The organism is Roseateles sp. GW823-FHT07B05 (genome assembly GCF_058794515.1).
Map to the genome: position 1 here is coordinate 304,589 of NZ_JBXAGX010000003.1, position 22,835 is coordinate 327,423.

A 22,835-nucleotide genomic window follows, 5' to 3' on the forward strand; every position below is an offset into this window, starting at 1 on the left:
GTCATGAACCTCGCCGTCATCGGCGCGGGCCCCGCCGGCCTCGCGCTCGCCCTGCTGGCCGCCGAGCGCCTGCCGGCCGCCCAGATCTACCTCTTCGACACCCGCCCGCTGGACCGCGACGTCCGCGGCGACGCGCGCACGCTGGCGCTCAACCTCGGCAGCATCCGGCTGCTGCAGCGGCTGCACGCCTGGCACCCGGCCGCGGCCCAGGCCATCCAGACCGTGCACGTCAGCCAGGCGCCGCCGTCGCCTTTTTCAGGTCCGGCGGGCGAGGTGCGCATCCGCGCCGCCGACCTCGGCGTGCCGCAGCTGGGCGCCGTGCTGCCGTACGGCGCGCTGGTGGCGCCGCTGCAGCAGCGCTGGCTGGACGTGGCCGCCACCGCGCCGCAGCGGCTGTTCACGCGCTTCGGCACGCCCGTGCACGCGATCCGCTCCGACGCCGACGGCGTGGAACTGGACAGCGGCGACGGCCCGCTGGTGGAGCGCTTCGACCTCGCCGTCGTTGCCGAGGGCGGCGTGTTCGCCGAGCAGGAGCGCAAGCGCATCAGCAGCGACTACCACCAGAACGCGTGGGTCGGCACCGTGCGGCTGGCGTCGCCCGGCCTGCAGGGCCTGGCGGTGGAGCGCTTCACGCGCAACGGGCCGCTGGCGCTGCTGCCGCTGCCCGACGACGCGCAGGGCCCGCGCGCCGCGCTGGTGTGGTGCCTGCCGCAGGCCGAGGACGACATCGCCGCGCTCAGCGATGCGCAGCGCCTCGTCGTCATCCAGCAGCAGCTGCCCGAGGCCGCCGGCCGGCTCACCGGCATCTCGGCGCTGAAGTGCTTCCCGCTGGGCCTGAACGCCGAGACGCGGCTGCTGCAGGGCCGCACGCTGCGCATCGGCAACGCGGCGCAGACGCTGCACCCGGTGGCCGGCCAGGGCCTCAACCTCGGCCTGCGCGACGCGCAGGCGCTGATGGACGCGCTGCGTGAGTCTGCCGAGACCGGCCTGGGCCTGGGCCTGGACGCCGCGCTGGCCGGCATCGACCGCCAGCGTGCGCCCGACCGCTGGCCCATGATCGCCGCCACCGACTTCCTCGCCCGCAGCTTCGCGTGGCGGCTGCCCGGCCTGCCGGGCCTGCGCGGCCTGGCGCTGGCCGGGCTGGAGCTGGCGACGCCGCTGAAGACGGCCGTGGCAAGGCGAATGATGTTCGGCGGCTGACATGCAGATCCGCGCCATCCAACCCGACGAGATCGAGGCCGCGCGCCAGCTGCTGGTCGACAACCACTGGGGCCCCCGCGTGGAAGATCCGGCCGTGTTCCGGCAGCTGCTCGCCCAGTCGCAGCTGACGCTGGTGGCGCTGGATGAAGGCCGCGTCGTCGGCTTCCTGCGGGCGATCACCGACGGTCTCTTCAATGGCTATATCTCCATGGTCGTGGTCGCCGCGTCGCATCGCGGTCGCGGCATTGGCAGTGCGCTGGTGCGGGCCGCGATGGGCAGCAACGACCGCATGACGTGGGTGCTGCGAGCAGGGCGTGACGGTGTGTCGGCCTTCTACGAGAAGCTGGGTTTTCGCTTGTCCGAGGTCACCATGGAGCGGCCGGGGCAGCGCAGATGAACAGGAACTACACGATGCGCTACGCGCTCGCCCTTGCCGCCCTGCTGGCGGCGGCCCCGTCGGCCCGCGCGCAGACCGCGCCGCTGATCCCGCCCACCAAGCCCATCGCCGGCGCGTCGCAGGAGGAATGGTCCAAGCGCTGGTGGCGCTGGGCGCTGTCCTTCGACGACGAGGACAGCCCCGTCGCCGACCGCGACGGCCGCCTGTGCGCCGAGGGCCAGAGCGGGCCCGTGTGGTTCCTGGCCGGCACCTATGGCACCGCGCGCACCGTGCGCAGCTGCCGCGTGCCGGCGGGCAAGACGCTGTTCTTCCCGCTCATCAACTACGTCACCTTCGAGCCCGACGACGCCGACGAGTCCTGCGCCTCGCTCAAGAAACGCGCCGCCGAGCTGACGCCCGCGCCCGACGCGCTGGTGCTGGAGGTCAACGGCAAGCGCTTCAGCGGCCTGGCCGCGCACCGCCAGGCCACGCGGCGCTGCTTCCACATCGCCGACGATGACGACACCTTGGCCGCCGGCAACGGCTTCTACGTGGCGCTGGGGCCGTTGAAGAAGGGCCGCTACACGCTGAACTTCGGCGGCATCCTGCCGGGCATGTCGCAGGCGGTCACGTACACGCTCGACGTGGACTAAGGCTCCCTCGGGCCCTGACGAAGCGCCGCAGGGGCGCCCTTTGGGACAATCACGCCCATGAGCCTGCCCGCCTACATGGACGACCTCGGCCGCGCCGCCCGCGCCGCCGCCACGACGATGGCCGCCGCCTCCACGGCCGCCAAGAACACCGCGCTGCTGGCGCTGGCCCGCCACCTGCGCGAGGCCGGCCCGGCGCTGGCCGAGGCCAACGCGCGCGACCTGGCCGGCGCCGCCGACCTCAGCGGCCCGCTGCGCGACCGCCTCAAGCTCGATGCCAAGACGCTGGCCACCGTGGCCGAAGGCTGCGAGCAGATCGCCGCCATGCCCGACCCCATCGGCGAGATCACCGGCGTGAAGCGCCGCCCCACCGGCATCAGCGTCGGCCAGATGCGCGTGCCGCTGGGCGTGTTCGGCATGATCTACGAGAGCCGCCCCAACGTGACCATCGAGGCCGCGTCGCTCGCCATCAAGAGCGGCAACGCCTGCATCCTGCGCGGCGGCTCGGAGGCCATCCACTCCAACCTCGCGTTGGCCGAGCTGGTGGCCGCGTCGCTGGAGGAAGCCGGCCTGCCGCGCGCCGCCGTGCAGCTCGTCAACACGACCGACCGCGCCGCGGTGGGCCTGCTGATCTCGCAGCCGCAGTGGGTGGACGTCATCATCCCGCGCGGCGGCAAGGGGCTGATCGAGCGCATCTCGGCGGAAGCCAAGGTGCCCGTCATCAAACACCTGGACGGCAACTGCCACAGCTACGTGGACGAGCAGGTCGACCTGGACCTGGCCGTGAAGGTGGTGGACAACGCCAAGACGCAGAAGTACAGCCCCTGCAACGCGACCGAGTCACTGCTGGTGCATGCGGCGCAGGCCGCGGCCTTCCTGCCGCGCATCGCGGCCGTCTTCAAGGCCAAGGGCGTGGAGATGCGCGGCTGCCTGCGCACGCTGGCCCTGGTGCCCGGCGCCGTGGCGGCTGTCGAGGAGGACTGGGCGACCGAGTACCTGGCGCCCGTCATCAGCATCAAGGTGGTGGACTCGCTGGACGAGGCCATCGCGCACATCAACCGCTACGGGTCGCATCACACGGATGCGATCCTGACGACCAACCATCCCAACGCGATGCGCTTCCTGCGCGAGGTGGATTCGGCCAGCGTCATGGTCAACGCCAGCACGCGGTTTGCCGATGGCTTCGAGTACGGCCTGGGCGCCGAGATCGGCATCTCCACCGACAAGTTCCACGCCCGCGGGCCGGTGGGGTTGGAGGGGCTGACGTCGATGAAGTGGGTGGTGTTGGGGCAGGGGGAGGTGAGGGGTTGATTGCAGGCATCCAGCATTCGGGGCGCGGTGGCCGGCACCTCAGGTGCGTATGCATCGCCGCAGGCCTGGTTTCGTTCACGCTGGGCGCTGCAGGAGAACCCTCCAAGCGACAGTTGCAGACCCTGCAAGTGCCGGCGTTGCTGCCGCCCAAGGGCATGCCGTTGGAATCGCAGCTGTCGAACCTCAAAGAATGCACGGCACTTAGCCTTGGTGAAGAGATCGTGCTAACGGCCAAAGAAGCTGCTTCACTGCAAGGGACGGAGACGCCCGCGTTCTTTGTCCGCGGTCAACCCCTCATCGCAGAGTCGTGGTTCCCGGCTGCTTTGGTGGGCGCTGAAGTTGCCCCAACGGACGTAACCCGGCGGCGGGCGGACGCGTTCGCCGCTTGTTTCCTCAGGCGCGGGTATAGGCTGGGTACTTACGCGCAACAGCTCCGTAGCTCGGTAGCTCGGTAGCTCGGTAAGTTGGAGTGAGCTTGCGAACTCCAACATCGCCCGGTTGCTGATTTGTCTTGCCGGCTATTGGCTTCCGCGAGCTCGGTAGGTTGGGGTGAATGAAATGAACCCCAACGATGCCCTGTCGGTGGCTTGCCTTCGTGGCCGTTGGTTTCCGCGTGAGGCCCAGCCGTGACGTCGCCCCGGCGGGCGACCTTCTTTTTGAGCGACCAAAAAGAAGGCAGAAAGTCGCCGCCATCCGCCCGGCCCTTTGCTGCGCAGCGGGCTTGACTGCGGTGCTCAGCCTTCGAGCCCCGCGCCGAACTCGCGCCGCGAGTCAGTGCTTGAAGTTTGCTGCGCGAACGGGCCTGAAGGCCTGCGCTCCTCGGCGGTCTCCAAGGGGGCATGGAGAACAGCCGCGACTGCACGGCTTGCGCGCTTGGCTGCGGTCTATCGCAACCCCGTCACCTGCGCTTCCTTCGGCGCACTGATCACATAGTCCGCCGTGAACCGCTGGCTGGCGCCCGCCGCCAGCGGCTGTTCCCACAACACCCAGCCGGGCTGCTTGCGCCAGGCCTGCGTCGTGGGCGCGGGGCTGTATTGGGCCTGCACCTTGATGTCCTCGTGCTGCGAGACGGGCGCGGCTTCGACGACCTGCAGCGTCAGGGCCCCGGCGCGGCGGTTCTCGACGACCCAGGCGCGGCCGTACCTGTGCTCGGCCCGCGTGCCGATGAAGCCGGTGTTGCCGGCGTTGCGCTGCTCGGGCTCCACCTGCACGCGCACGCTGTCGTCGCGGCCGAAGGGCAGTTCCAGCGTGTCCGCGCTCATCGCGACGTTCAGGGCCGTGCTGCCCACCAGCGCGCCGTCTCGCAGCAATTGCAGCGTGCCCGCGGGCCAGGAGCCGGCGGGCTTGGCCACGTCGGCGACGAGGTAGGCGGCGGCCTCGCTCTGGGGCTGCACGCGCGCGATGAGTCGGGCTTGCAGCTTCTCGCCGCCCAGCGCGAGGCTGGCGCGCTGCGTGCTGCTGTCAATGTTGACGCGCAGCGGCAGCACGAACTCGGCGGCGTGGCTGCCCTGGAACACGCTGAGGTCAAAGCGGTCCGGCTCGGGCTCGGCGGGAGCGCCGCGCTTGGTGGACACGGCGCTTTGCAGCGCGGGGGGCGCTGGCGGCGGCGGTGCCGGGTAGGCGCGAACCTCGGCAGCCATGGGTGGGGACGGCGGCTGCAGGGACAGCAGCCAAGGCCGGGGCGCGTTCTGGCCCACCTTCTGCGTCGCCTGTGCCGTCGACAGCCGCAGCTTCACGCTGCGCCAGTCCTCGCCGCTTTGCTGCGACACCTGCGCCAGCCGCTCCAGCGTCAGCGCGCCGCTGGCGGTGTCCAGCAGCGCGCGGTAGCTGGGCGCCCAGCCGGCCAGCGCGATGCGGTAGCTGAGCTTCAGCTCGGCGTCCTTCGTCGTCGACAAGCGCACGCGCAGGTGGCGCCACTGCGGGTTGGCCGCAGCGAGGCGGTCGCGCCCGCTCCTGATCGGCGCGATCTGCCGGTCCAGGTCTTCCAGCTGGCGGCGCAACTGGGCCTGGCGCAGCAGCGCGTCCTGCGCGGCCTTGCGGATGCCGTCGGCCGTCACGGCGATGCCGGTGGCCGGCGTCGCGCGGGCCTCGCCGCCGCCCAGCGCCTTCAGGTAGCCAATGCTGGCGTCCAGCGCGGCGGACTCGGCCGTCAGCGGGTCACGCTGGGCCTCCAGCCGGCGCAACTGCTCATCCAGCGGGCTGGTGGCGCATTCGGGCGCACGTTCGCGCGGCAGCGTCTCGATCTGTACCGGTCCGAGGTTGACGCCGGCCGGCGCGTCGATCAGCAGCGAGTCGGGGTCGAAGCGCGCCGTCACGCAGCTCACCACCAGCTCGCGCGCACCGGCGGCCACGCTGGCCAGACGCGTGACCTGCGCGCCGCCGGGGTAGACGAGCACGTCGTCGATGCGGGAGGGCTGGGCCTGCGCTGTCACGGCCAGCAGCCCAGCGGTTGCGCACACGCTTTTCAAGACCTTCATTGCCTGCCTCGTTGTCCATGCAACAAGCCGGCAGGCTAGCACCGCATCAGCCCGCCGCGTGCGGCACGCTGACGACCCACAGCCGGCGGTCGAAGTCGTTGTCCCAGTCGTAGCCCAGCGCGACGAGCAGTGCCCCGAGGAAGAACTTGTTGTTCCACGGGCCCATGACCCACTGCTGTTGCGACTTGATGTCCTGCGGGAACAGGTAGAACGGCTGCGTGGGGCCGTCGGTGCGCTGGTTGGCCGTGCTGTTCTCGCCGCGCGGCACGGTAAAGCGCGGAAACAGCTCCAGCGTGCGGTAGGCCACGCCCTTGGACAGCGCCTCCACGGCCGGCGTGCACAGGCGCAGGTTCTCGAAGTTCTTGCTGTCCTTGGCGCTGTGCCACAGCTTCGCGTCGAAGACCATGCAGTCCGCGTTGCTCAGGCCGCGCTGACCCTGGATGGCGAACACCCCGGTGCTGCCGGACTTCACGGTGATCGCCACGCGCGGCCAGCGCTCGGGCTGGTTGGAGTTGCTGATGGGCTTCTTCTGGAAGATCTTGTCCAGCTCGGTTCCCGCCAGCGGATTGGCCGCCAGCGCGGGGTTGCCTGGGTCGGATGAGCCCGGCTGGGCGCCGGGTTGCGAGGCGGCCTGCGACGCGGCCGCCGCGGCCGCGACGGCTTTCAGCCGCTCCAGGAAGGACTGCGCGGTGCTCGGCAGAGCGATGGCGAGGCCGATGCTGGCGAGCAGGGCGAGACGGAGTCGGGACATGGGCGGTCTCCTGGGTGGACGGGGGGGCGGGCGAGGCGATGTCAGCTGGGCCGGCGCCGGCGGCGGCCCAGCGCCGCCAGCATGAACAACCCTGCCGCCAGGCCCGCCCAACTGGCGGGCTCCGGCACGCTGGCCACGGTCAGCGGCACGGCCGACAGGAAACCGCCCTCGCCGGCAAAGCTCACGCCCTGCGGCAGCGCGAAGCTGAGCTGCGCGGTGTGGCTGAAGTCCAGCGTGGTCACGTAGGGCGCGCCGCCCGTCGGGTAGTTGGCCCACAGCGTGGCGCTGAGCTGCGCGAACACCTGAAAGCGGTCGCCGGCCTGGCCTTGCAGCGTCAGCGCGACCTGGTCGTCCAGCGACTGGAAGGGCTCGTTGCCGGCGTTGAAGGTCGCGGACTGCCAGGTGCCGTTCTGCAGGTTGCGCGCGCTCAGCCGCACCTCCACGAAGCCCGGCTGCCCCGGCGTTAGCGTGCCGTCGAAATGCAGGTTCAGCGTGTGCGCGAACGTGCCGCCGGCCTGGGCCGCGCCGCCCAGCACGTACTCGCCCGACACCGCGGCGGTGGTGGTCATGCTGCGCCACGGTGCCATGCCCTGCAGCCCCTGGCTGAAGGTCTCGGCCTTCACGCGCAGCATGCCGGTCTCGTCGTAGGCCGCGCCGAAGCCGCGGTACTGCGCCGGGTACCAGCCGTCGTTGAACATGGGCTGCGCGTAGTCGGGCTCGTAGACGGAGAACCAGCTGCCGTCCACCACCGCGGCCTTGCGCAGCACGGTCACGCCGTCGGCCTCCGGCACCCAGCGGTAGCCGTCGTTGCCGGGGCCGAACCAGTCCTGGTAGTAGGTGTAGGGCTGTGCGCCCCAGCCGCTGGCGGTCACGGCGACCGAGCCGACGGCCTGGGCGGCGCCGCTGGCAAGCAGCAGGGCGGCCAGCGCAAATGTCTTCGGGGTCATGGGCACTCCTTGGCGTGATGACGCGGGGCGCCCGGCGCGGCGCGCGTTTTGCCGGTGCTCGGTGGCTGGTTCTGCATGGGTTCTCCCTCCTGGGTTGGGGCCCGTCGGTCGGGGCGTCGGCACTCTGCAACAAAGCCATGGCAGCATGTGGCCGAGTTAGGGCGGCTTAAATCGCCGCCCGGTTCGTTGACCTGGGAGGGTGCATGGACAAGGCCGTGCCGGGCTTACCCGGCTCACCGCTGCCCCCGCTGCAGCCACGCCGCCTGCGGCGCACGCTGCACTTCGATGCGCCCGTGTTCGCGCGGCTGATGGAGGAGGTCGTCACGCGGGCGCAGCAGCGGCTGCAGGCCGGCGCCGGCCTGCGGGCCCGCGGCCATCCCCTGGACTGGGTGGGTGAGGGCGGCTCGGTGTCCTCAAGCCTGTGGACGCGCCCCGTGCTGGAGCAGCACCTGCGCGCGCTGCTGAAGGCCTTCCTGGATGCGGCCCGCCCCGCGGGCGGCCTGCCGCTGGCGGCCGATGGCCTGCCGGCCGACGTGGCGGGGCTGCTGGCGGCCGGCGTGGCGCTGAGCCGGGCCGGGGCGGGCGCGCCCAAGCTGGAGCGCAACATCCGCGCCGGGCTGGCGGTGGACCACCGGCTGGCGGAGGCCGCGCTGGCGTTCTTCCGCGTGTTCCTGGAGCGCCCGCAGCTGCGGCTGGACCAGATCGGCGCCCGCGAGTCCGAGCGCCATCGCGCGGTGCAGCGGCTGCAGGCCCAGCTGCAGGGCGCACGCGAGGCCCTGCCGGCGCGGGCGCTGGAGGGCATGCTGCTGAAGGCCAATGAGGCCGGCACGCCCGCCTGGGCGATGACGGAGGTGCAGGTCGAGTACCGGGGGCTGCGGCTGCTGGCCGATGCCGCCGGCATGGCGCGCATCGCGCTGGAGCGGGTCACGCGCTATCGGCCGGTGAAGCTGGTGGACTTCCATTGCCCGCACCGGCCCGTGCATCACTACGAGTGGTACGAATGGTCGCGCTATGCCGACGCGGCGCTGGAGCTGAGCCTGCTGGATGCCGGCGGCCAGCGGCTGCGGCACTGGGCGCTGCCGGTGCGCAAGCAGTTGCTGGAGCCGGCCGGCTTCGTCTGCTTCGACATGGCCCCGGGCCAGGCCGACGACGTCGAGCAGCTGCTGGCGGCGCTGGCCGGCGCTGCGGCGGGCCGGCATCCGGTGGTGGAGGTGGCGTGGCGCGAACAGCTGCTGCTGAACGTGGCCGACCGCGACATCGTCGTGTCGCACTGCCCCATCCTGCAGCTGGCGCTGCAGTTCGACGCTGCCGCGCATCCGGACTTCCTGCTCGACGTGGGTGATGCGCCCGGGCTGGTGCGCGACGGCCACGGCTGGCGGCTGGCACGCCCGCTGCTGCCGCGCGAGGTGCTGGCGGTGCGCATCCGCTGGCGCGGGCTGCGGCCGGAGCACGCGCTGCTGGCCGGCGCCGGCGGCGAGATCGCCTGGGCCGCGCTCAGCGCGGCGACGCCGCCGCCCGGCACTGGGCGAGGTTGAAGCGCGCCGCCTTCAGCAGCGGCGCGGCGGTGTCGGCGTCGGAGGGCGGGAAGGTGATGGGCGCGGCCTCGTCCAGCACCGACTGCGACCACTGCGCGCAGTCGGCCTCGCGGCCCAGCCGGTGCGCGGCGATGGCCATGTCGTTGCGCCAGCGCCAGACGCCGAAGCGGTCCATCAGCCGCTCGCAGGCCGCGAGGCCGGCGCCCCAGGTCTGCAGCGCGGCGTCGAAGCGTTTGGCGCGGTAGTCGGCCAGCCCGCGGGCGTGCTGCTGGCGCAGCGCGTCGGGCCGGCAGGCGGCGGGCAGTGGCAGGTAGTCGCCGTCGAAGTACGCGCGCATGCCGCAGAACTGGCGGCAGGCCTCCTCGGTGGCCGGCGCGGCCGCCACGGTGATGCGGCCGTCGCGGCCCTCGGTGAGCGTGATGCGGCAGCTGTCGGCCGTGCCCTCGTTCAGCTTCGCGCCGCCCAGCTGCCCCTGCAGCTCGCAGGTGTGGGCGTTGGCGCCCACGGTGCTGATGGCGAACGTGCGCGCGGCGCGGTCCAGCGTCAGGCTGCCCCAGCCGCGCTCGGTGCCGTAGTCCGCCGGTGCGGCGCCGGCCTGCAGCGTGGCGGCCAGCGCGCCGGCGGCCAGCCATCGGGGGGAAGAGGAGCGCATGGCGGGGAGGGCAGGAGTCCGCGGGGGTGCGAAGGTAGCATCCCGCCCATGCAAGACAACCGCAAAGCCCTGGTGCTTTTTTCCGGTGGCCAGGACTCCACCACCTGCCTGGCCTGGGCGCTGGACCGCTACGCCGAGGTCGAGACGCTGGCCTTCGACTACGGCCAGCGCCACCGCGTGGAGCTGGACTGCCGCACCACCGTGCGCGCGCAGATCGCCGCGCAGTTCCCCGCCTGGGCCGGCAGGCTGGGCGCCGACCACCTGCTGGACCTGTCGCTGCTGGGCCAGATCAGCGACACGGCGCTGACCGATGAGCGCGCCATCGAGCTGCAGGCCAACGGCCTGCCCAACACCTTCGTGCCCGGGCGCAACCTGCTGTTCCTGACCTTCGCCGCGACGCTGGCCTACCGCCGCGGCGCCTCCGTGCTGGTGGGCGGCATGTGCGAGACCGACTTCTCCGGCTACCCCGACTGCCGCGACAACACGATGAAGGCACTGCAGGTGGCGCTCAGCCTGGGCCTGGACGCGCCCATGACGCTGGAGACGCCGCTGATGTTCATCGACAAGGCCGCCACCTGGCGCCTGGCCGAAAGCCTGGGTGGCGACGCGCTGGTGAAGCTCATCGTCGAGGACACGCACACCTGCTACCTCGGCGAGCGCGGCGAGCTGCACGCCTGGGGGCATGGCTGCGGTCACTGCCCGGCGTGCGCGCTGCGGGCGAAGGGCTTTGCTGGTTACCGGGCAGAGCAGGCCGAGCGCCGGGCCGCCCCAAGCCGGCCTGCCATCCCCTCGGGGGATCGGTCGGCGTACTCGGCGACCGAGGGGCAGCCATGACGCCGACGTGTGCATTGAGGGCGAAGGGCTTCGCGCAGTACAAGGCCGGCGCATGACCGCCTGGCAATGGGTGGGCGTCGCGGCCGCGGCGCTGCTGTTCTTCTGGGGCGTGGGCGCCTACAACCGGCTGATGTCGTTGCGCAACGCCATCGGCGACGCGTTCGCGCAGCTGGACGCGCACCTGAAGGAGCGCGGCGAAGTGTGCGACCGGCTGCTGGCCAGCGTGGCGCCGCGCCTGCCCAGCGAGCAGGCCACGTTCGACGCGCTGGCCGGTGCGCAGGCCGAGTCGCAGGCGGCGGCCCAGGCCGCGCGCGGCAAGCCCTGGGCGCCCGACCCCGCCGGCAGCCTCGCCGTGGCCGGCGCGCTGCACGCGGCGGCGCTGACGCGGCTGATGTCGCTGCTGGATCACCAGCCCGAGCTGCGCAGCGAGACCGAGATCGACGGCCTCGTCAGCGAACTCAAGCTCATCGAGCGCCAGCGCGCCTTCACGCGCCAGGTCTTCAACCAGGCCGTGGCGCAGTACAACGAGGCGCTGCAGCAGTTCCCGACGCGGGTGCTGGCCAACCTCTACGGCTTCCGCGAGGCGCGCTCGCTCTGATCGCCCGATGGACGTGCTGACGCTGGCCGCGACCGACACCGATCTCGGCGCTCGCATCCTCAAGGTCAACCATGCCGGCGAGAACGGTGCCGTGCACATCTACGGCGCGCAGATCCTCGCGGCCCGCCTGACCGCACCGACTCTCGTGGCCGAGCTGCGCGAGTTCAGGTCCCACGAGGAGAGGCACCGCGCGATCTTCGAAGCGGAGCTGCAGCGCCGCGGCCGGCCGCGTTGCCGCAGCTATGCGCTGTGTGCTCTGGGAGGCTTCCTGCTGGGGGCGGTCACGGGGCTGTTGGGGCGCGCCGCCATTGCGGCCACGACGGTCGCCGTCGAGCGCGTGGTGCTGCGCCACCTGCAGGCGCAGATCGCGCAGCTGAAGGACATCGACCCGGCCGCCGTGCAGGCCATCGAGGCCATCGTGGCCGACGAGCAGCGGCATCACGACGAGCTGGCCGCGCAGGTGGGTGGGAACCGCTGGGTGCGGGTGCTGGAGCCCGTCGTGGCCGCGTCCACCGAAGCGGTGATCTGGCTCGGCATGAAGCTTTGAGGCGTCGGCTGTAAGGTCGCGTGGGGGCGGGGCGACTGCGCCGCATGATGCGCGCCCTCCTCACCCCCGTCCTGCTCGCCCTCAGCCTGTCCGCCGCCGCCGAGCCCGCGCGGCTGAGCGGCAACACGCTGGAGGGCCAGCGTTTCAGCCTGCAGGCGTTGCGGGGCAAGGTCGTCATGCTGTTCTTCTGGAACACCGACTGCGTGCCCTGTCTGCAGAAGATGCCCGAGCTGCGCGCGAACGCGGCGGGCTGGCGCGGCAAGCCTTTCGAGCTGGTGCTGGTGAGCACCGACCGCGACCGCGCCGCGGTGCTGGGCTACCTGCAGACGCTCAAGCAGATCGAGAAAAACGGCCCGCCGATGCCGGTGCTGTGGGCGGGCGACCTGAGCTACGGCGCGCCGCTGGCCGCGCCGGCGGCCGTGCCGCTGACGCTGGTCATCGACGCCAGGGGCGAGATCGTCGCCCGCCATGCCGGGCGCATCGCACCCGAGGCCTGGGACGACGTGGCGGGCCTGCTGCCTTGAGGCTGGCGGGCCGCCTCAGCTGACCGCGATCGCCCCCGACGCGCACATCTCCCTGAACAGCGCCGCCATCGCGCCGCCGCCCATCGCGTACGGGTCCAGCTTGCCGGTCTCGGAGTACTTCAGCACCAGCGCCGGGTTCAGCCGGTGCAGGTTGACCTGGCCCATGGTCCAGCCGGGGAACTCGCGCTCGGCGATCTCCTCATAGCCCAGCAGGATGACGTCGCGGTGGCGCGGGTCCTCGACGATGCGCCGGTAGCGCGCGTTGACGGCGTTGCGGCCGCCCTCCAGCACCTGCACGAAGATGCCGTCGCTGTAGCACAGCAGCCCGGTGATGCCTTCGGCCGGGTTGTGCTCGCGCGAGGTCCTGAGGATGGGGGCCAGGTCGGCGTCGGTGAGGGCCGCGGTCGCGCGGCTGGCGTACATCAGGCGGACGAGCATCGCTTACCCCTTGGCAATCAGTGACAGGAACTCGCGGCGCAGGTTGGCGTCCTTCAGGAACGCGCCGCGCATCACACTGTTGGTCATCTTGGACTCGCTGTCCTTCACGCCCCGCCAGTGCATGCAGAAGTGGTCGGCCTCCATGACGAGCGCCAGGCCGTCGGGCTGCACGCGCTCCTGCAGCTCGTTGGCCAGCATCGTGACGGCCTCCTCCTGGATCTGCGGCCGGCTCATGATCCAGTCGCACAGCCGCGCGTACTTGGACAGGCCGATCAGGTTGGAATGCTCGTTGGGCAGCAGGCCGATCCAGACCTTGCCCATGATGGGGCACAGGTGGTGCGAGCAGGCGCTGCGCACGGTGATCGGGCCGACGATCATCAGCTCGTTGAGGCGGCTGACGTTGGGGAACTCGGTGACCGAGGGCGCCGGCGCGTAGCGGCCGGCGAAGACTTCCCGCAGGAACATCTTGGCCACGCGCTTGGCGGTTTCCTGGGTGTTGTGGTCGCTGTCGGTGTCGATGACGAGGCTCTTGAGCACCTCCTGCATCTTGGCCTGCACCTCGGCTTGCAGGGCGTCCAGCTCGCCCGGCTCGATGAAGGCGGCGATGTTGTCGTTCGCGTGGTGGCGGCAGCCGGCGGACACCAGGCGGTAGCGGATGCGCTCGGAAACCGGCAGGTCGTCGGTCGCAGGGGAGGCGGGTGCATTCATGGCGGCAGATTGTGCTGCGATTGCCCACTTCTACACTGGCGCCATGTCCCAAAGCCCCCAAACCGCCGGCCACAGCGCCCCGCTGCACCGGTTGCTGTCCCAGGCCGCCGATGCGGTGCAGGGCGTGCGCGAGGGCCGCTCCCTCACCGACCTGCTGGCCAAGGTGCCGGCCGACCTGCGCCCCGGCACGCAGGCGCTGGCCTTCACGGCGCTGCGCCGCCTGGGCGCGGCCGAAGCCGCGCGCCAGCAGCTCGCCCCCAAGGCGCCGCCGCCGCGCGTGGATGCGCTGCTGCTCGTCGCGCTGGCGCTGCTGTGGCCCGACCCCGAACCTGCCTATGCCGACCACACGCTGGTCGACCAGGCCGTCAACGCCGCCAAGCAGCGCGCGCCGGCCAGCGTGGGCTTCGTCAATGCCGTGCTGCGGCGCTTCCTGCGGGAGCGCGCCGCCCTGGTGGCGGCGGCCGAACGCACGCCGCTGGGCGCCTTCAACCACCCGGCGTGGTGGGTCGAGAAGCTGCGCCAGGACTGGCCTGAGCAGTGGCAGGCCATCCTGGCCGCCAGCAACCGCCCGCCGCCGATGACGCTGCGCGTGCACGCCCAGCGCGGCACGGCGGCCGACTACGTCGAGCGGCTGGCCGCCCTGGGCCTGGGCGCCCGCGCGCTGGGTGGCCCCACGCCGCAGGCCGTCGTGCTGGACCGGCCGGCGCCGGTGTCGGCGCTGCCCGGGTTTGCCGAGGGGCTGGTGTCCGTGCAGGACGCCGCCGCACAGCTGGCCGCGCCGCTGGTCGTCGGGACCGGCCTGAAACCCGGCGCCCGCGTGCTGGACGCCTGCGCCGCCCCCGGCGGCAAGACGGCCCACCTGCTGGAGCTGCAGCCCGACCTGCAGCTCACCGCGCTGGACGCCGACGCGCAGCGCCTGTTGCGTGTGCAGGACAACCTGAACCGTTTGCAACAGAAAGCAACGCTGAAGGCCGCCGATGCGCGCCAGACCGCCACCTGGTGGGACGGCCAGCCCTTCGACGCGATCCTGCTGGACGCCCCCTGCAGCGCCTCGGGCATCGTGCGCCGCCACCCCGATGTGCGCTGGCTGCGCCGGCCCGATGACATCGGCGCGCTGGCGCAGGTGCAGGCCCAGCTGCTGGACGCGCTGTGGCCGCTGCTGGCGCCGGGCGGCCGCCTCGTCTACGCGACCTGCTCGGTGTTCCGCGCCGAGGGCCAGGCCCAGCTCGACGCATTTTTGCAACGCCAGCCTGACGCGAAGTCGCACGCCGTGCCCGGCTTCACGGGACACCTGCTGCCCCTGGCTGACAATGCCCGCCAACCCGAGCCGCCCCTGGACGGCTTTTTCTACGCCCTGCTGACCAAGCCCTGAGTTGTTCGCCCGCATCGCCATCGCTGCCTTCTTCGCCGTGCTGCTCGCCCTGATCCCGGGTGGGGCGCGGGCCGAAGGCGTCGAGCTGGCCCAGCTGGCCACGCGCAAGACCGACGACGGGCTGGAGCTGGGCTTCTCCACCCGCTTCGAGCTCAGCCGCGCCGCCGAGGATGCGCTGCACAAGGGTGTGCCGCTGAACTTCGTGGCCGAGGCCGCCGTGCTGCGCAACCGCTGGTACTGGCGCGACGCGCGCATCGCCCAGAGCGAGCGCGCCTGGAAGCTGAGCTGGCAGTCGCTCACCCGGCAGTACCGCGTTTCCACCGGCGGCCTGCACCAGAGCTTCAGCTCGCTGGACGAGGCGCTCGCCGTCATCCGCGGCCAGAGCGCCTGGCGCATCGCCGAGCTCAAGGACATCGAGGACAGCGGCAGCTACTACCTGGAGTTCAGCTACAAGCTGGACGTCAGCCAGCTGCCCCGCCCGATGCAGATCGGCCTGCAGTCAGGCTTTGCGCTGAGCATCGAGCAGAAGCGCAACTTCGCGGCCGACTTCTCCTTGAAATGACGAGGGCTGAGCGCAGGGTCACCCCCGGCCGGCCGGCCATCCCCCCGGGGCGCAGCCCGGAGCGGCCATGACGAAAGTCGCGCGTTGGGGCTGGGTCGTCACGCTGGTGACCCTGACCGGCGTGGCCGGCGTGCTGGCCTTCGTGCTGACCGTGGGCAGCACGCCCGAGCGCGGCTTCTTCGAGCGCCACTACCACTGGCTGTACTGGGTCAACGTGGCCGTCGCGGCGGTGCTGACACTGGTCATCCTGACGGCCGCCGTGCGGCTGGTGGTGCGCGTGCGGCGCGGCCGCTTCGGCAGCCGCCTGCTGCTGAAACTGGCGGGCATCTTCGCGCTGGTTGGCGTGGTGCCCGGCGTGATGATCTACGCCGTCTCCTACCAGTTCGTGAACCGCAGCATCGAGACCTGGTTCGACGTGCGGCTGGCCAGCGCGCTGGAGGCCGGCCTCAACCTCGGCCGCGGCACGCTGGACGCGATGGTGACGGACCTCGGCGCCAAGACGCGCGACGCCGCCGACCAGCTCTCCGACGGCAGCACGCCGCAGCTGCTGGCGCTGGAGCGGGTGCGCGACAAGCTCGGCGCGCGCACCGTGGCGCTGGTGGGCGGCCGCGGCCAGATCCTGCTGGAAAGCGGCGGCGACACCAGCCAGCTGACGCCCGACCGCCCCAGCGAGACCATGCTGAGCCGCGCACGCGGCGGGGCGCCCGTCAGCCAGCTCGAAGGCCTGGAAGACGAGGCCGCCGCGCTGCAGGGCGGCGCCCGCATCCGCGCGCTGGCGCTGCTGCCCAACACCGAGCTGCGCCTGGGTCTGGGCGAGCGCTACCTGATGGTGGTGCAGCGCGTGCCGGCCAGCATGCTCAGCAATGCGCTGGCCGTGCAGACCGCCAACAGCGAATACCAGCAGCGCTCGCTGGAGCGCGTGGGCCTGCGCCGCATGTACCTGGGCACGCTGACGCTGGTGCTCATCCTGGCCGTGTTCGGCGCGCTGCTGCTGGCCGTCACGCTGGGCAACCAGCTCGCGCGGCCGCTGCTGATGCTGGCCGACGGCGTGCGCCAGGTGGCGCAGGGCGACCTGTCTGTGCGCCCCGTGCTCGCGTCGCGCGACGAGCTGGGCGGCCTGACGCGCTCCTTCGCCGACATGACCGGCCAGCTCGCCGATGCGCGCGCCCAGGTGTCGCGCACCGTCGCCGAGCTGGACGCCGCCCGCACCCACCTGCAGACCATCCTCGACAACCTGACCGCCGGCGTGCTGGTGTTCGACCCCGAGGGCCTCATCGAGACCGTGAACCCCGGCGCCACGCGCATCCTGCGCCTGCCGCTGTCGGCCTACGTCGGCCGGCCGCTGGCCGACGTGCCGGGGCTGGGCGACTTCGCCGCGTCGCTGACGCAGCGCTTCGAGCAGCACATCGGCCCCGACCCCGCCGAGCGCGACATGGACCGCGAGCTGTGGCAGGAATCCTTCGAGCTGCAGCTGGACCCCAAGCAGGACCCGCTGACGCTGCTGGTGCGCGGCGCGCCGCTGCCGTACGGCGCGCGGCTGCTCGTGTTCGACGACATCTCCGAGGTCGTCTCCGCGCAGCGCTCCGCCGCGTGGAGCGAGGTGGCGCGCCGGCTGGCGCACGAGATCAAGAACCCGCTGACGCCCATCCAGCTCTCCGCCGAGCGCATGCAGCACAAGCTCGAAGCCAAGCTCGAAGGCACCGACCAGGCCATGCTGGTGCGCTCCGTCGCCACCATCGTCAACCAGGTGCAGGCGATGAAGCAGCTGGTCAACGAGTTCCGCGACTACGCCCGCCTGCCGTCCGCGCAGCTCAAGCCGCTGGACCTCAACGCGCTGGTGCTGGAAGTGCTCAGCCTCTACGCCGAGGCGCAGGAAAAGGGCCGCCTGGCCACGCAGCTCGCGCCCGGCCTGCCGTGCATCAAGGGCGACGCCAGCCAGCTGCGCCAGGTCATCCACAACCTCGTGCAGAACGCGCTGGACGCGGTGCACGAGCGGCCCGACGGCCACGTCGTCGTGCGCTCGTCGCTGTCCGTCACCGAAGCCGGCGCGCCGCGCTCGGTGCGGCTGCACATCGTCGACAACGGCCCCGGCTTTGCCGAGAAGGTGCTCAAGCGCGCCTTCGAACCCTATGTGACGACCAAGACCAAAGGCACCGGCCTGGGCCTCGCGGTCGTCAAGAAAATCGCCGATGAACACGGCGCCCGCATCGCCCTGCGCAACCTGCATCCCGCACCCGATGCGGGTTCTCCCCCTGACGACGGTGCCGAGCTGCCCGTGATCGGCGCGCAAGTTTCGCTATCATTTTCGAATCTAGCGCCCGCCACCGAGCCCGGTGCCGCCAGCGCCAAGACCTAAGGATTCATGGCCACCATTCTTGTTGTCGACGACGAACTGGGCATCCGCGCCCTGTTGTCAGAAATCCTCAGCGACGAGGGGCACACCATCGAGCTTGCCGAGAACGCCGCCCAGGCGAGGGCCGCGCGCGAGCGCTCGCGCCCCGATCTCGTGCTGCTCGACATCTGGATGCCCGACGTCGACGGCGTCACGCTGCTGAAGGAATGGGGCGGCGCCGGCCTGCTCACGATGCCCGTCATCATGATGAGCGGCCACGGCACCATCGACACGGCGGTCGAGGCCACCAAGTTCGGTGCCATCGCCTTCCTCGAAAAGCCCATCACGCTGCAGAAGCTGCTGCGCGCCGTCGAGCAGGCGCTCGTCAAGACCGCGCCGCCGCGCCCGGCGCCCGCACCGGTCGGCATGCCCAGCTACGCCCGGCCCGAGCCCCTGGCCATCGGCATGCCGGTCTCGCCCAGCCAGGGTGTGGGCGTGGGCGGCATGTCCGGCCACCTGCCGGTCAGCAGCCACGGCGGCTCCGGCCTGCTGGCGTCCGAGCAGACCTTCGAGCTCGACCGCCCGCTGCGCGAGGCGCGCGACGCCTTCGAGAAGAGCTACTTCGAGTTCCACCTCGCCAAGGAAAACGGCTCCATGACGCGCGTCGCCGAGAAGACCGGCCTGGAGCGCACCCACCTCTACCGCAAGCTCAAGCAGCTGGGCGTGGACCTCAGTCGCAACAAGCGCGGCGCCGGGGGCTGACAAGCCCGCGCGAGTTGTGCTACAGTCGCGGACTTCGCTGAGCAGCCCAACGGTTGAGCGGCGAAAAGCAAAGGCCAAGTAGCTCAGTTGGTAGAGCAGCGGATTGAAAATCCGCGTGTCGGTGGTTCGATTCCGCCCTTGGCCACCAAATGCATGCCCCTGATTCCCGACGGAGTCAGGGGCTTTTTGCTTGCTGTGTCGCCGGTCCGCCCATGGGCTTTCGACAGTGCCAGTTTCGTGGGTTGACTGCCGTAACAAGGACCCACCATGGCCGCTGAAAACACCCCCGTGCACGACGAACTGCTGGCGCTCGTCAACCGCAGCCTGTGCACCCGCACGCTGACTGTGTTTGCGCAGGAGTCGCGGCTGGATGGCGAGAGCCTGAAGGACGCCGTCGAGCGCTACGAGGTCGACTACGCGTGGCATGTGCTGGGCTCGGACCGCCTGCGCCACGAGACCGTCGCGCAGCTGGAGGCCAAGCTCGGCCAGCCGGCGACCGACGCGCAGAAGGCCTGCGTGGCCGACGTGCTGCGCGCTGCGGCCGCGGGCCAGCCGGCCGACGTGCTGATGAGCTTCGACAACGACGTGGCCGAGCAGCTGGCCGCGCTGCTGAGCGCTCGCTCGGCGAGCCGCACGCCTGCCGACGCCGAAGCGGTGAGCTGAGCGGCCGCGGCCGGCCATACTGGCCGGATGCCTTTGCTCCGCTCCCTGCTGTCCCTCGCGCTGCTCGCCGCCACGCTGCCGGCCGGTGCGGCCTGCGACCGGTCGCCGTTGCCCGCGTCCATGGCGCCGCAGCGCATCCTGTTCGTCGGCAACAGCTTCCTGCACGGCCATGCGCCGCCGGTGCAGCACTACAGCGCGGCCAGCGTGATCGACCTGAACGGCACGGGCTATGGCGGCGTGCCGGCGGTGTTCAAGCAACTGGCGGTCGATGCCGGTGTGCCGGTGGACGTGTCGACCGAGCTGGTCAGCGGCCAGACGCTGCAGTTCCACCTGCACGAGAAGCGCGCGCTGATCGCCGGCCGGCCGTGGGATGTCGTCGTGCTGCAGGAACACAGCACGCTGAGCCCCAAGCACCCCGGCGAGGCGGCCGGCTTCGTGGCTGCCGCCGCGCAGTTGCAGGCGCTGGTGCACGAGGCCAGCCCGTCGGCGCGCGTCTATCTGCTGGAAACGTGGGCGCGGGCCGATCAGGTCTACCGCACGCCCGGCGGGCGCTGGCATGGCCAGACGCTGGAGGCCATGCAGGCCGACCTGCACGCGGCCTATGCGCAGGCGGCGGCGAGCGCGGCCTGCATCGCCGGCGTGCTGCCGGTGGGGGACGCGGCGCTGCGCGCGGTGCAGGACGGCGTGGCCGACCGTGACCCGTACGACGGCATCGAAGCCGGCAAGGTCGACCTGTGGGGCCCCGACCACTACCACTTCAGCGCCTGGGGCAGCTACCTGGAGGCGCTGGTGATCTTCGGCCGGCTGACCGGGCGCGACCCGGCGACGCTGGGCGCCGCCAGCCGTGCCGGCCGTGAGCTGGGCCTGAGCGCCGCGCAGATCGAGGCGGCGCAGGGCGTGGCGTCACGGCAGCTGCGCGCGACGCACGACGGGGCCGTCAGCCCCGCAGCGCCCGCTTCGCCGACAAGGCCATGAAGACGGCGAACGCGACGACCACCAGCAGGCCGGTCGTCAGCGACGAATGCTCGGCGATGAGGCCGATCAGCGGCGGGCCGGCCATCATGCCCAGGTAGCCCACGCCCGACACGGCGGCGATGCCGTGGGCCGGCGACACGCCCGGCACCTGCGACGCGGCGCTGAACAGCATGGGCACGACGTTGGACAGGCCCAGGCCCACCAGCGCGTAGCCCAGCAGGCCCACGCCCGGTGACGGCACGGCCAGCACCAGCGCCATGCCGGCCGCGGCCAGCACGCCGCTGGCGCGCAGCAGGCGGCGCGGCAGGACGCGGGCGCGCACCCAGTCGCCGCCGAAGCGGCCGGTCGCCATCGCGCCGCTGAACGCGGCGTAGGCCAGCGCCGCGGTGCTGGCGTCGCTGGCGCGCTCCTGCTTCATGAACAGCACGCTCCAGTCGTAGATCGCGCCCTCGGCGATGAGGCCCATGGACGCCAGCACGCCCAGCAGCAGCAGCGGGCCGCGCGGCAGGCTGAGCGGGTGTTTCTCCTCGGCGTCGTGCTTGTCGGGCACCGGCAGCATGGCGCGGCTGGCGACGAGGATGGTCGCCGCGCACAGGCCGGTGGCCAGCAGCAGGTGGCCCTGCGGCGTGAGACCCAGCGCCGGCACCGCGCTGCCCAGGCCGGCGCCGGCCATGCCGCCGAGGCTGAACATGCCGTGGAAGCCGCTCATCAGCGGCTTGCCGGACAGGCGTTCGATCTCGCTGGCCTCGGCGCTGAGCGACACGTCGAACAGGCTGCCGAAGCTGCCGAACACCAGCATGACGGCCAGCAGTGCCACGTACTGCGGCGACACCTCCAGGCAGGCGATGGCCGTGCAGCTGACGCAGCCCATGACCGTGGCGACGGCCCGCGGCCCGTACCGGCCGACGATGCGGCCGGCGTAGGCCAGCGCGGCGAGTGCGCCGACACCGCTGGCCAGCATGGCCAGCGCCAGCGCCTGCTCGCCGAGGCCGTAGTGGGCCTTGACGATGGGCACGTGCACGCCCCAGGTGGCGAACAGCAGGCCCATGACGAAGAACTGCGCGCGCAGTGCGGCGGATGCGCCGCCCAGGGAAGGAGCGGTCACTTGGCGGAGGCGGTCACGCGGTTGAAGAACTCGTAGACGCCCTGGTCGCCCATCTTGCGGGCGTCGGCCAGCTCGCCGCCTTCGGTGGCGTACAGCAGCTTGCCCTGCGGCGACAGCACGGCCACGGCGGGGATGCCCTTCTTCAGCGGCACGCGGTAGCCCTCGGCGATGTCGACGTTGCGGTCGAAGCGGCCCACGTCCACCTTGACGACCTTGAAGCTCTTCGCGATCAGCGGCGCGCTGGGGCCGTTCTTGAACGTGGCGTCCAGCATGCGGCAGTCGCCGCACCAGTTGGCGCCGAACACCACCAGCACCGGCAACCTGGCCTTCTCGGCCTCGGCCAGCGTGGCGCGGATGGCGGCCTTGGCGTCGGCAGCTTCGTCGTAGATGGCCGGCGGGCCGGCGAGGGCGGTCAGGCTGGTGGCGAGCAGCAGGGAGGCGGTCAGGAAGCGCATGGGGATGACAGGCTTGGAATCGCTTCCACGAAGTTTAGTGGAAGAATTTTGTTTAGTAAAACATTGTGGGCGATGGCCTCAAGGGCGGCCGGCCGCGGCTTCGAAGAAGCGCCAGATCTGGTCGTTGGCGTCCAGCGCGGCGGAGCCGGCCGCCTTGCCGCGGCGCTGGGCGGGCGCGCCGGGCCAGGAGTGGCCGCCGGTGTCCGTCACGCACAGCTGAACGCTGACGCCGCCGGCGCAGCCGCGGGTGGTCTCGCAGGTCGCGCCGGGCGCGTCCAGCGTGCGCTGCGGCGCTGCAGTGCAGTGGTTGCGCTGCACCCAGCGCGAGATCGTGTCGGGCACGGACACGAAGTCCATCACCTTGCTCGTGTCGCGGAACGCATCGGCCCCGGCGCCGCCGTTGAACAGCACGTGGGTGTCGTCCCTGGCATGGATGTGCAGCACCGCGATGGGCCGGCTGGGCGTGCAGCGGTCGGTGGCCTCGGTGCCGGCCACGGCGGCGACGGCGCGGAACACGTCGGCGGCCTCGCAGGCCAGGCGGTGGCTCATCATGCCGCCGTTGGACATGCCGGTGGCGAACACGCGGCTGGCGTCCACGCGGTAGCGCTGGCTCAGCGCCTTGACGACCTCGCGCAGGAAGCCCACGTCGTCGATGCCCTTGTCGCGCGCATCGCCGCAGCAGCCGCCGGCGTTCCAGGTGGCGAACTTGCCGCCCGGCAACTTGCTGTAGCCGTTGGGGAAGGCGACGATGAAGCCCGCCTCGTCGGCCTTGCGCTGCAGGCCGTAGTTCTCGGCCATGTGCTCGGCGTGGCCGCCGCCGCCGTGCAGGGCCAGCACCAGCGGCGCGGGCTGTGCGGCATCACGCCCGGCGGGCAGGTGGACGAGCACCTTGCGGCCCTGCACCTGCAGCTCCTGCAGGCCGCTCGCAGCGGGCGCGTCGGCGGCCTTGTCGGCGCGGCGCTGTTCGAGGCGGGCCTTGAGGCGGTCGCGCAGCGTGTCCTGCGCCTGCGCCGCCGGCAGCAGCAGCGCCAGGGCCAGCAAGCACAGGGCGCGCCGCACGG

General features: G+C 71.8%; 24 protein-coding genes and 1 tRNA gene. 16 read left to right on the forward strand and 9 right to left on the reverse strand.

All coding sequences use genetic code 11. The features are described from left to right. The first annotated feature begins 3 nt into the window (after positions 1-3). From AC1Q7O_RS09590 to AC1Q7O_RS09605, 4 genes are read left to right on the forward strand one after another with little or no spacing between them, the layout of a single operon-like run. Positions 4-1,200: an FAD-dependent monooxygenase gene (locus AC1Q7O_RS09590; RefSeq protein WP_492658968.1), complete on the forward strand. Its 1,197-nt coding sequence runs from the start codon at positions 4-6 to the stop codon at positions 1,198-1,200. Position 1,201: 1 nt separating this feature from the next. Continuing rightward, a complete protein-coding gene (locus tag AC1Q7O_RS09595; protein WP_492658967.1) occupies positions 1,202-1,597 on the forward strand; it encodes a GNAT family N-acetyltransferase in 396 nt (131 codons plus the stop codon). Positions 1,598-1,611: 14 nt separating this feature from the next. Beyond that, a complete protein-coding gene (locus AC1Q7O_RS09600) occupies positions 1,612-2,229 on the forward strand; it encodes a hypothetical protein (RefSeq protein ID WP_492658966.1) in 618 nt (205 codons plus the stop codon). 48 nt (positions 2,230-2,277) lie between these two features. Further along, a complete protein-coding gene (locus AC1Q7O_RS09605) occupies positions 2,278-3,537 on the forward strand; it encodes a glutamate-5-semialdehyde dehydrogenase (protein WP_492659070.1) in 1,260 nt (419 codons plus the stop codon). An 884-nt stretch (positions 3,538-4,421) separates the two neighbouring features. On the opposite strand, the gene AC1Q7O_RS09610 is transcribed toward AC1Q7O_RS09605, so the two are convergent. The 3 genes from AC1Q7O_RS09610 to AC1Q7O_RS09620 are packed head-to-tail and all read right to left on the reverse strand — an operon-like array spanning position 4,422 to position 7,712. Continuing rightward, the gene (locus tag AC1Q7O_RS09610; protein WP_492658965.1) at positions 4,422-6,014 is read right to left on the reverse strand and encodes a DUF4139 domain-containing protein; all 1,593 of its coding nucleotides are present in this window, start codon (positions 6,012-6,014) and stop codon (positions 4,422-4,424) included. Between the two features lie 46 nt (positions 6,015-6,060). Continuing rightward, positions 6,061-6,765, reverse strand: coding sequence for a hypothetical protein (locus AC1Q7O_RS09615; RefSeq protein WP_492658964.1), 705 nt, complete (start codon positions 6,763-6,765; stop codon positions 6,061-6,063). A gap of 41 nt (positions 6,766-6,806) precedes the next feature. Beyond that, on the reverse strand, positions 6,807-7,712 hold the full coding sequence (locus AC1Q7O_RS09620) for a PEP-CTERM sorting domain-containing protein (RefSeq protein ID WP_492658963.1): 906 nt from the start codon (positions 7,710-7,712) through the stop codon (positions 6,807-6,809). 203 nt (positions 7,713-7,915) lie between these two features. Between AC1Q7O_RS09620 and AC1Q7O_RS09625 the strand changes: the two genes are divergently transcribed. Then, positions 7,916-9,247 (forward strand): hypothetical protein, encoded by a 1,332-nt coding sequence (locus AC1Q7O_RS09625; protein WP_492658962.1) that lies wholly within the window; start codon positions 7,916-7,918, stop codon positions 9,245-9,247. On the opposite strand, the gene AC1Q7O_RS09630 is transcribed toward AC1Q7O_RS09625, so the two are convergent. Next, positions 9,207-9,899 (reverse strand): hypothetical protein, encoded by a 693-nt coding sequence (locus AC1Q7O_RS09630; protein ID WP_492658961.1) that lies wholly within the window; start codon positions 9,897-9,899, stop codon positions 9,207-9,209. The two genes, AC1Q7O_RS09625 and AC1Q7O_RS09630, sit on opposite strands and share 41 nt — an antisense overlap. A 48-nt stretch (positions 9,900-9,947) precedes the next feature. Here AC1Q7O_RS09630 and queC point away from each other — a divergent pair, with 48 nt between their 5' ends. Genes queC through AC1Q7O_RS09650 form a run of 4 tightly spaced genes read left to right on the forward strand, consistent with a single transcriptional unit; the run spans position 9,948 to position 12,402 of the window. After that, complete coding sequence (gene queC, locus AC1Q7O_RS09635) at positions 9,948-10,733, forward strand: 7-cyano-7-deazaguanine synthase QueC (protein ID WP_492658960.1); 786 nt, start codon at positions 9,948-9,950, stop codon at positions 10,731-10,733. 52 nt (positions 10,734-10,785) lie between these two features. Beyond that, positions 10,786-11,331, forward strand: coding sequence for a LemA family protein (locus AC1Q7O_RS09640; protein WP_492658959.1), 546 nt, complete (start codon positions 10,786-10,788; stop codon positions 11,329-11,331). 7 nt (positions 11,332-11,338) lie between these two features. Next, positions 11,339-11,878: a demethoxyubiquinone hydroxylase family protein gene (locus AC1Q7O_RS09645; RefSeq protein ID WP_492658958.1), complete on the forward strand. Its 540-nt coding sequence runs from the start codon at positions 11,339-11,341 to the stop codon at positions 11,876-11,878. 44 nt (positions 11,879-11,922) lie between these two features. Next, positions 11,923-12,402, forward strand: a complete 480-nt coding sequence (locus AC1Q7O_RS09650; protein WP_492658957.1) for a TlpA disulfide reductase family protein — start codon at positions 11,923-11,925, stop codon at positions 12,400-12,402. Positions 12,403-12,417: 15 nt separating this feature from the next. Here the strand turns inward: AC1Q7O_RS09650 and AC1Q7O_RS09655 are convergent, their stop codons facing one another. Together AC1Q7O_RS09655 and folE are read right to left on the reverse strand one after the other, a co-directional pair. Beyond that, a complete protein-coding gene (locus AC1Q7O_RS09655) occupies positions 12,418-12,840 on the reverse strand; it encodes a BLUF domain-containing protein (protein WP_492658956.1) in 423 nt (140 codons plus the stop codon). 3 nt (positions 12,841-12,843) lie between these two features. Next, positions 12,844-13,548, reverse strand: a complete 705-nt coding sequence (gene folE, locus AC1Q7O_RS09660; RefSeq protein ID WP_492658955.1) for a GTP cyclohydrolase I — start codon at positions 13,546-13,548, stop codon at positions 12,844-12,846. Between the two features lie 43 nt (positions 13,549-13,591). On the opposite strand from folE, the gene rsmB reads away from it, so the two are divergent. From rsmB to AC1Q7O_RS09695, 7 genes are all read left to right on the forward strand, one after another. After that, the gene (rsmB, locus tag AC1Q7O_RS09665) at positions 13,592-14,920 is read left to right on the forward strand and encodes a 16S rRNA (cytosine(967)-C(5))-methyltransferase RsmB (protein WP_492658954.1); all 1,329 of its coding nucleotides are present in this window, start codon (positions 13,592-13,594) and stop codon (positions 14,918-14,920) included. 1 nt (position 14,921) lies between these two features. Next, the gene (locus AC1Q7O_RS09670; protein ID WP_492658953.1) at positions 14,922-15,482 is read left to right on the forward strand and encodes a DUF4390 domain-containing protein; all 561 of its coding nucleotides are present in this window, start codon (positions 14,922-14,924) and stop codon (positions 15,480-15,482) included. 67 nt (positions 15,483-15,549) lie between these two features. Continuing rightward, on the forward strand, positions 15,550-17,838 hold the full coding sequence (locus AC1Q7O_RS09675; RefSeq protein WP_492658952.1) for a sensor histidine kinase: 2,289 nt from the start codon (positions 15,550-15,552) through the stop codon (positions 17,836-17,838). Positions 17,839-17,844: 6 nt separating this feature from the next. After that, positions 17,845-18,576 (forward strand): response regulator, encoded by a 732-nt coding sequence (locus AC1Q7O_RS09680; RefSeq protein ID WP_492658951.1) that lies wholly within the window; start codon positions 17,845-17,847, stop codon positions 18,574-18,576. Positions 18,577-18,648: 72 nt separating this feature from the next. Then, a tRNA-Phe gene (locus AC1Q7O_RS09685) sits at positions 18,649-18,724 on the forward strand. 119 nt (positions 18,725-18,843) lie between these two features. Then, positions 18,844-19,239, forward strand: coding sequence for a hypothetical protein (locus tag AC1Q7O_RS09690; protein ID WP_492658950.1), 396 nt, complete (start codon positions 18,844-18,846; stop codon positions 19,237-19,239). Positions 19,240-19,266: 27 nt separating this feature from the next. After that, positions 19,267-20,214, forward strand: coding sequence for a PEP-CTERM sorting domain-containing protein (locus AC1Q7O_RS09695; protein ID WP_492658949.1), 948 nt, complete (start codon positions 19,267-19,269; stop codon positions 20,212-20,214). On the opposite strand, the gene AC1Q7O_RS09700 is transcribed toward AC1Q7O_RS09695, so the two are convergent. The 3 genes from AC1Q7O_RS09700 to AC1Q7O_RS09710 form a co-directional block, all read right to left on the reverse strand. Further along, positions 20,177-21,319: an MFS transporter gene (locus AC1Q7O_RS09700; RefSeq protein ID WP_492658948.1), complete on the reverse strand. Its 1,143-nt coding sequence runs from the start codon at positions 21,317-21,319 to the stop codon at positions 20,177-20,179. The genes AC1Q7O_RS09695 and AC1Q7O_RS09700 overlap by 38 nt on opposite strands. Beyond that, entirely contained in the window at positions 21,316-21,774 is a 459-nt protein-coding gene (locus tag AC1Q7O_RS09705) for a thioredoxin family protein (RefSeq protein ID WP_492658947.1), read from the reverse strand. The genes AC1Q7O_RS09700 and AC1Q7O_RS09705 overlap by 4 nt, the downstream gene beginning before the upstream one ends. Before the next feature lie 78 nt (positions 21,775-21,852). Further along, positions 21,853-22,833: an extracellular catalytic domain type 1 short-chain-length polyhydroxyalkanoate depolymerase gene (locus tag AC1Q7O_RS09710; protein ID WP_492658946.1), complete on the reverse strand. Its 981-nt coding sequence runs from the start codon at positions 22,831-22,833 to the stop codon at positions 21,853-21,855. Positions 22,834-22,835 lie beyond the last annotated feature (2 nt).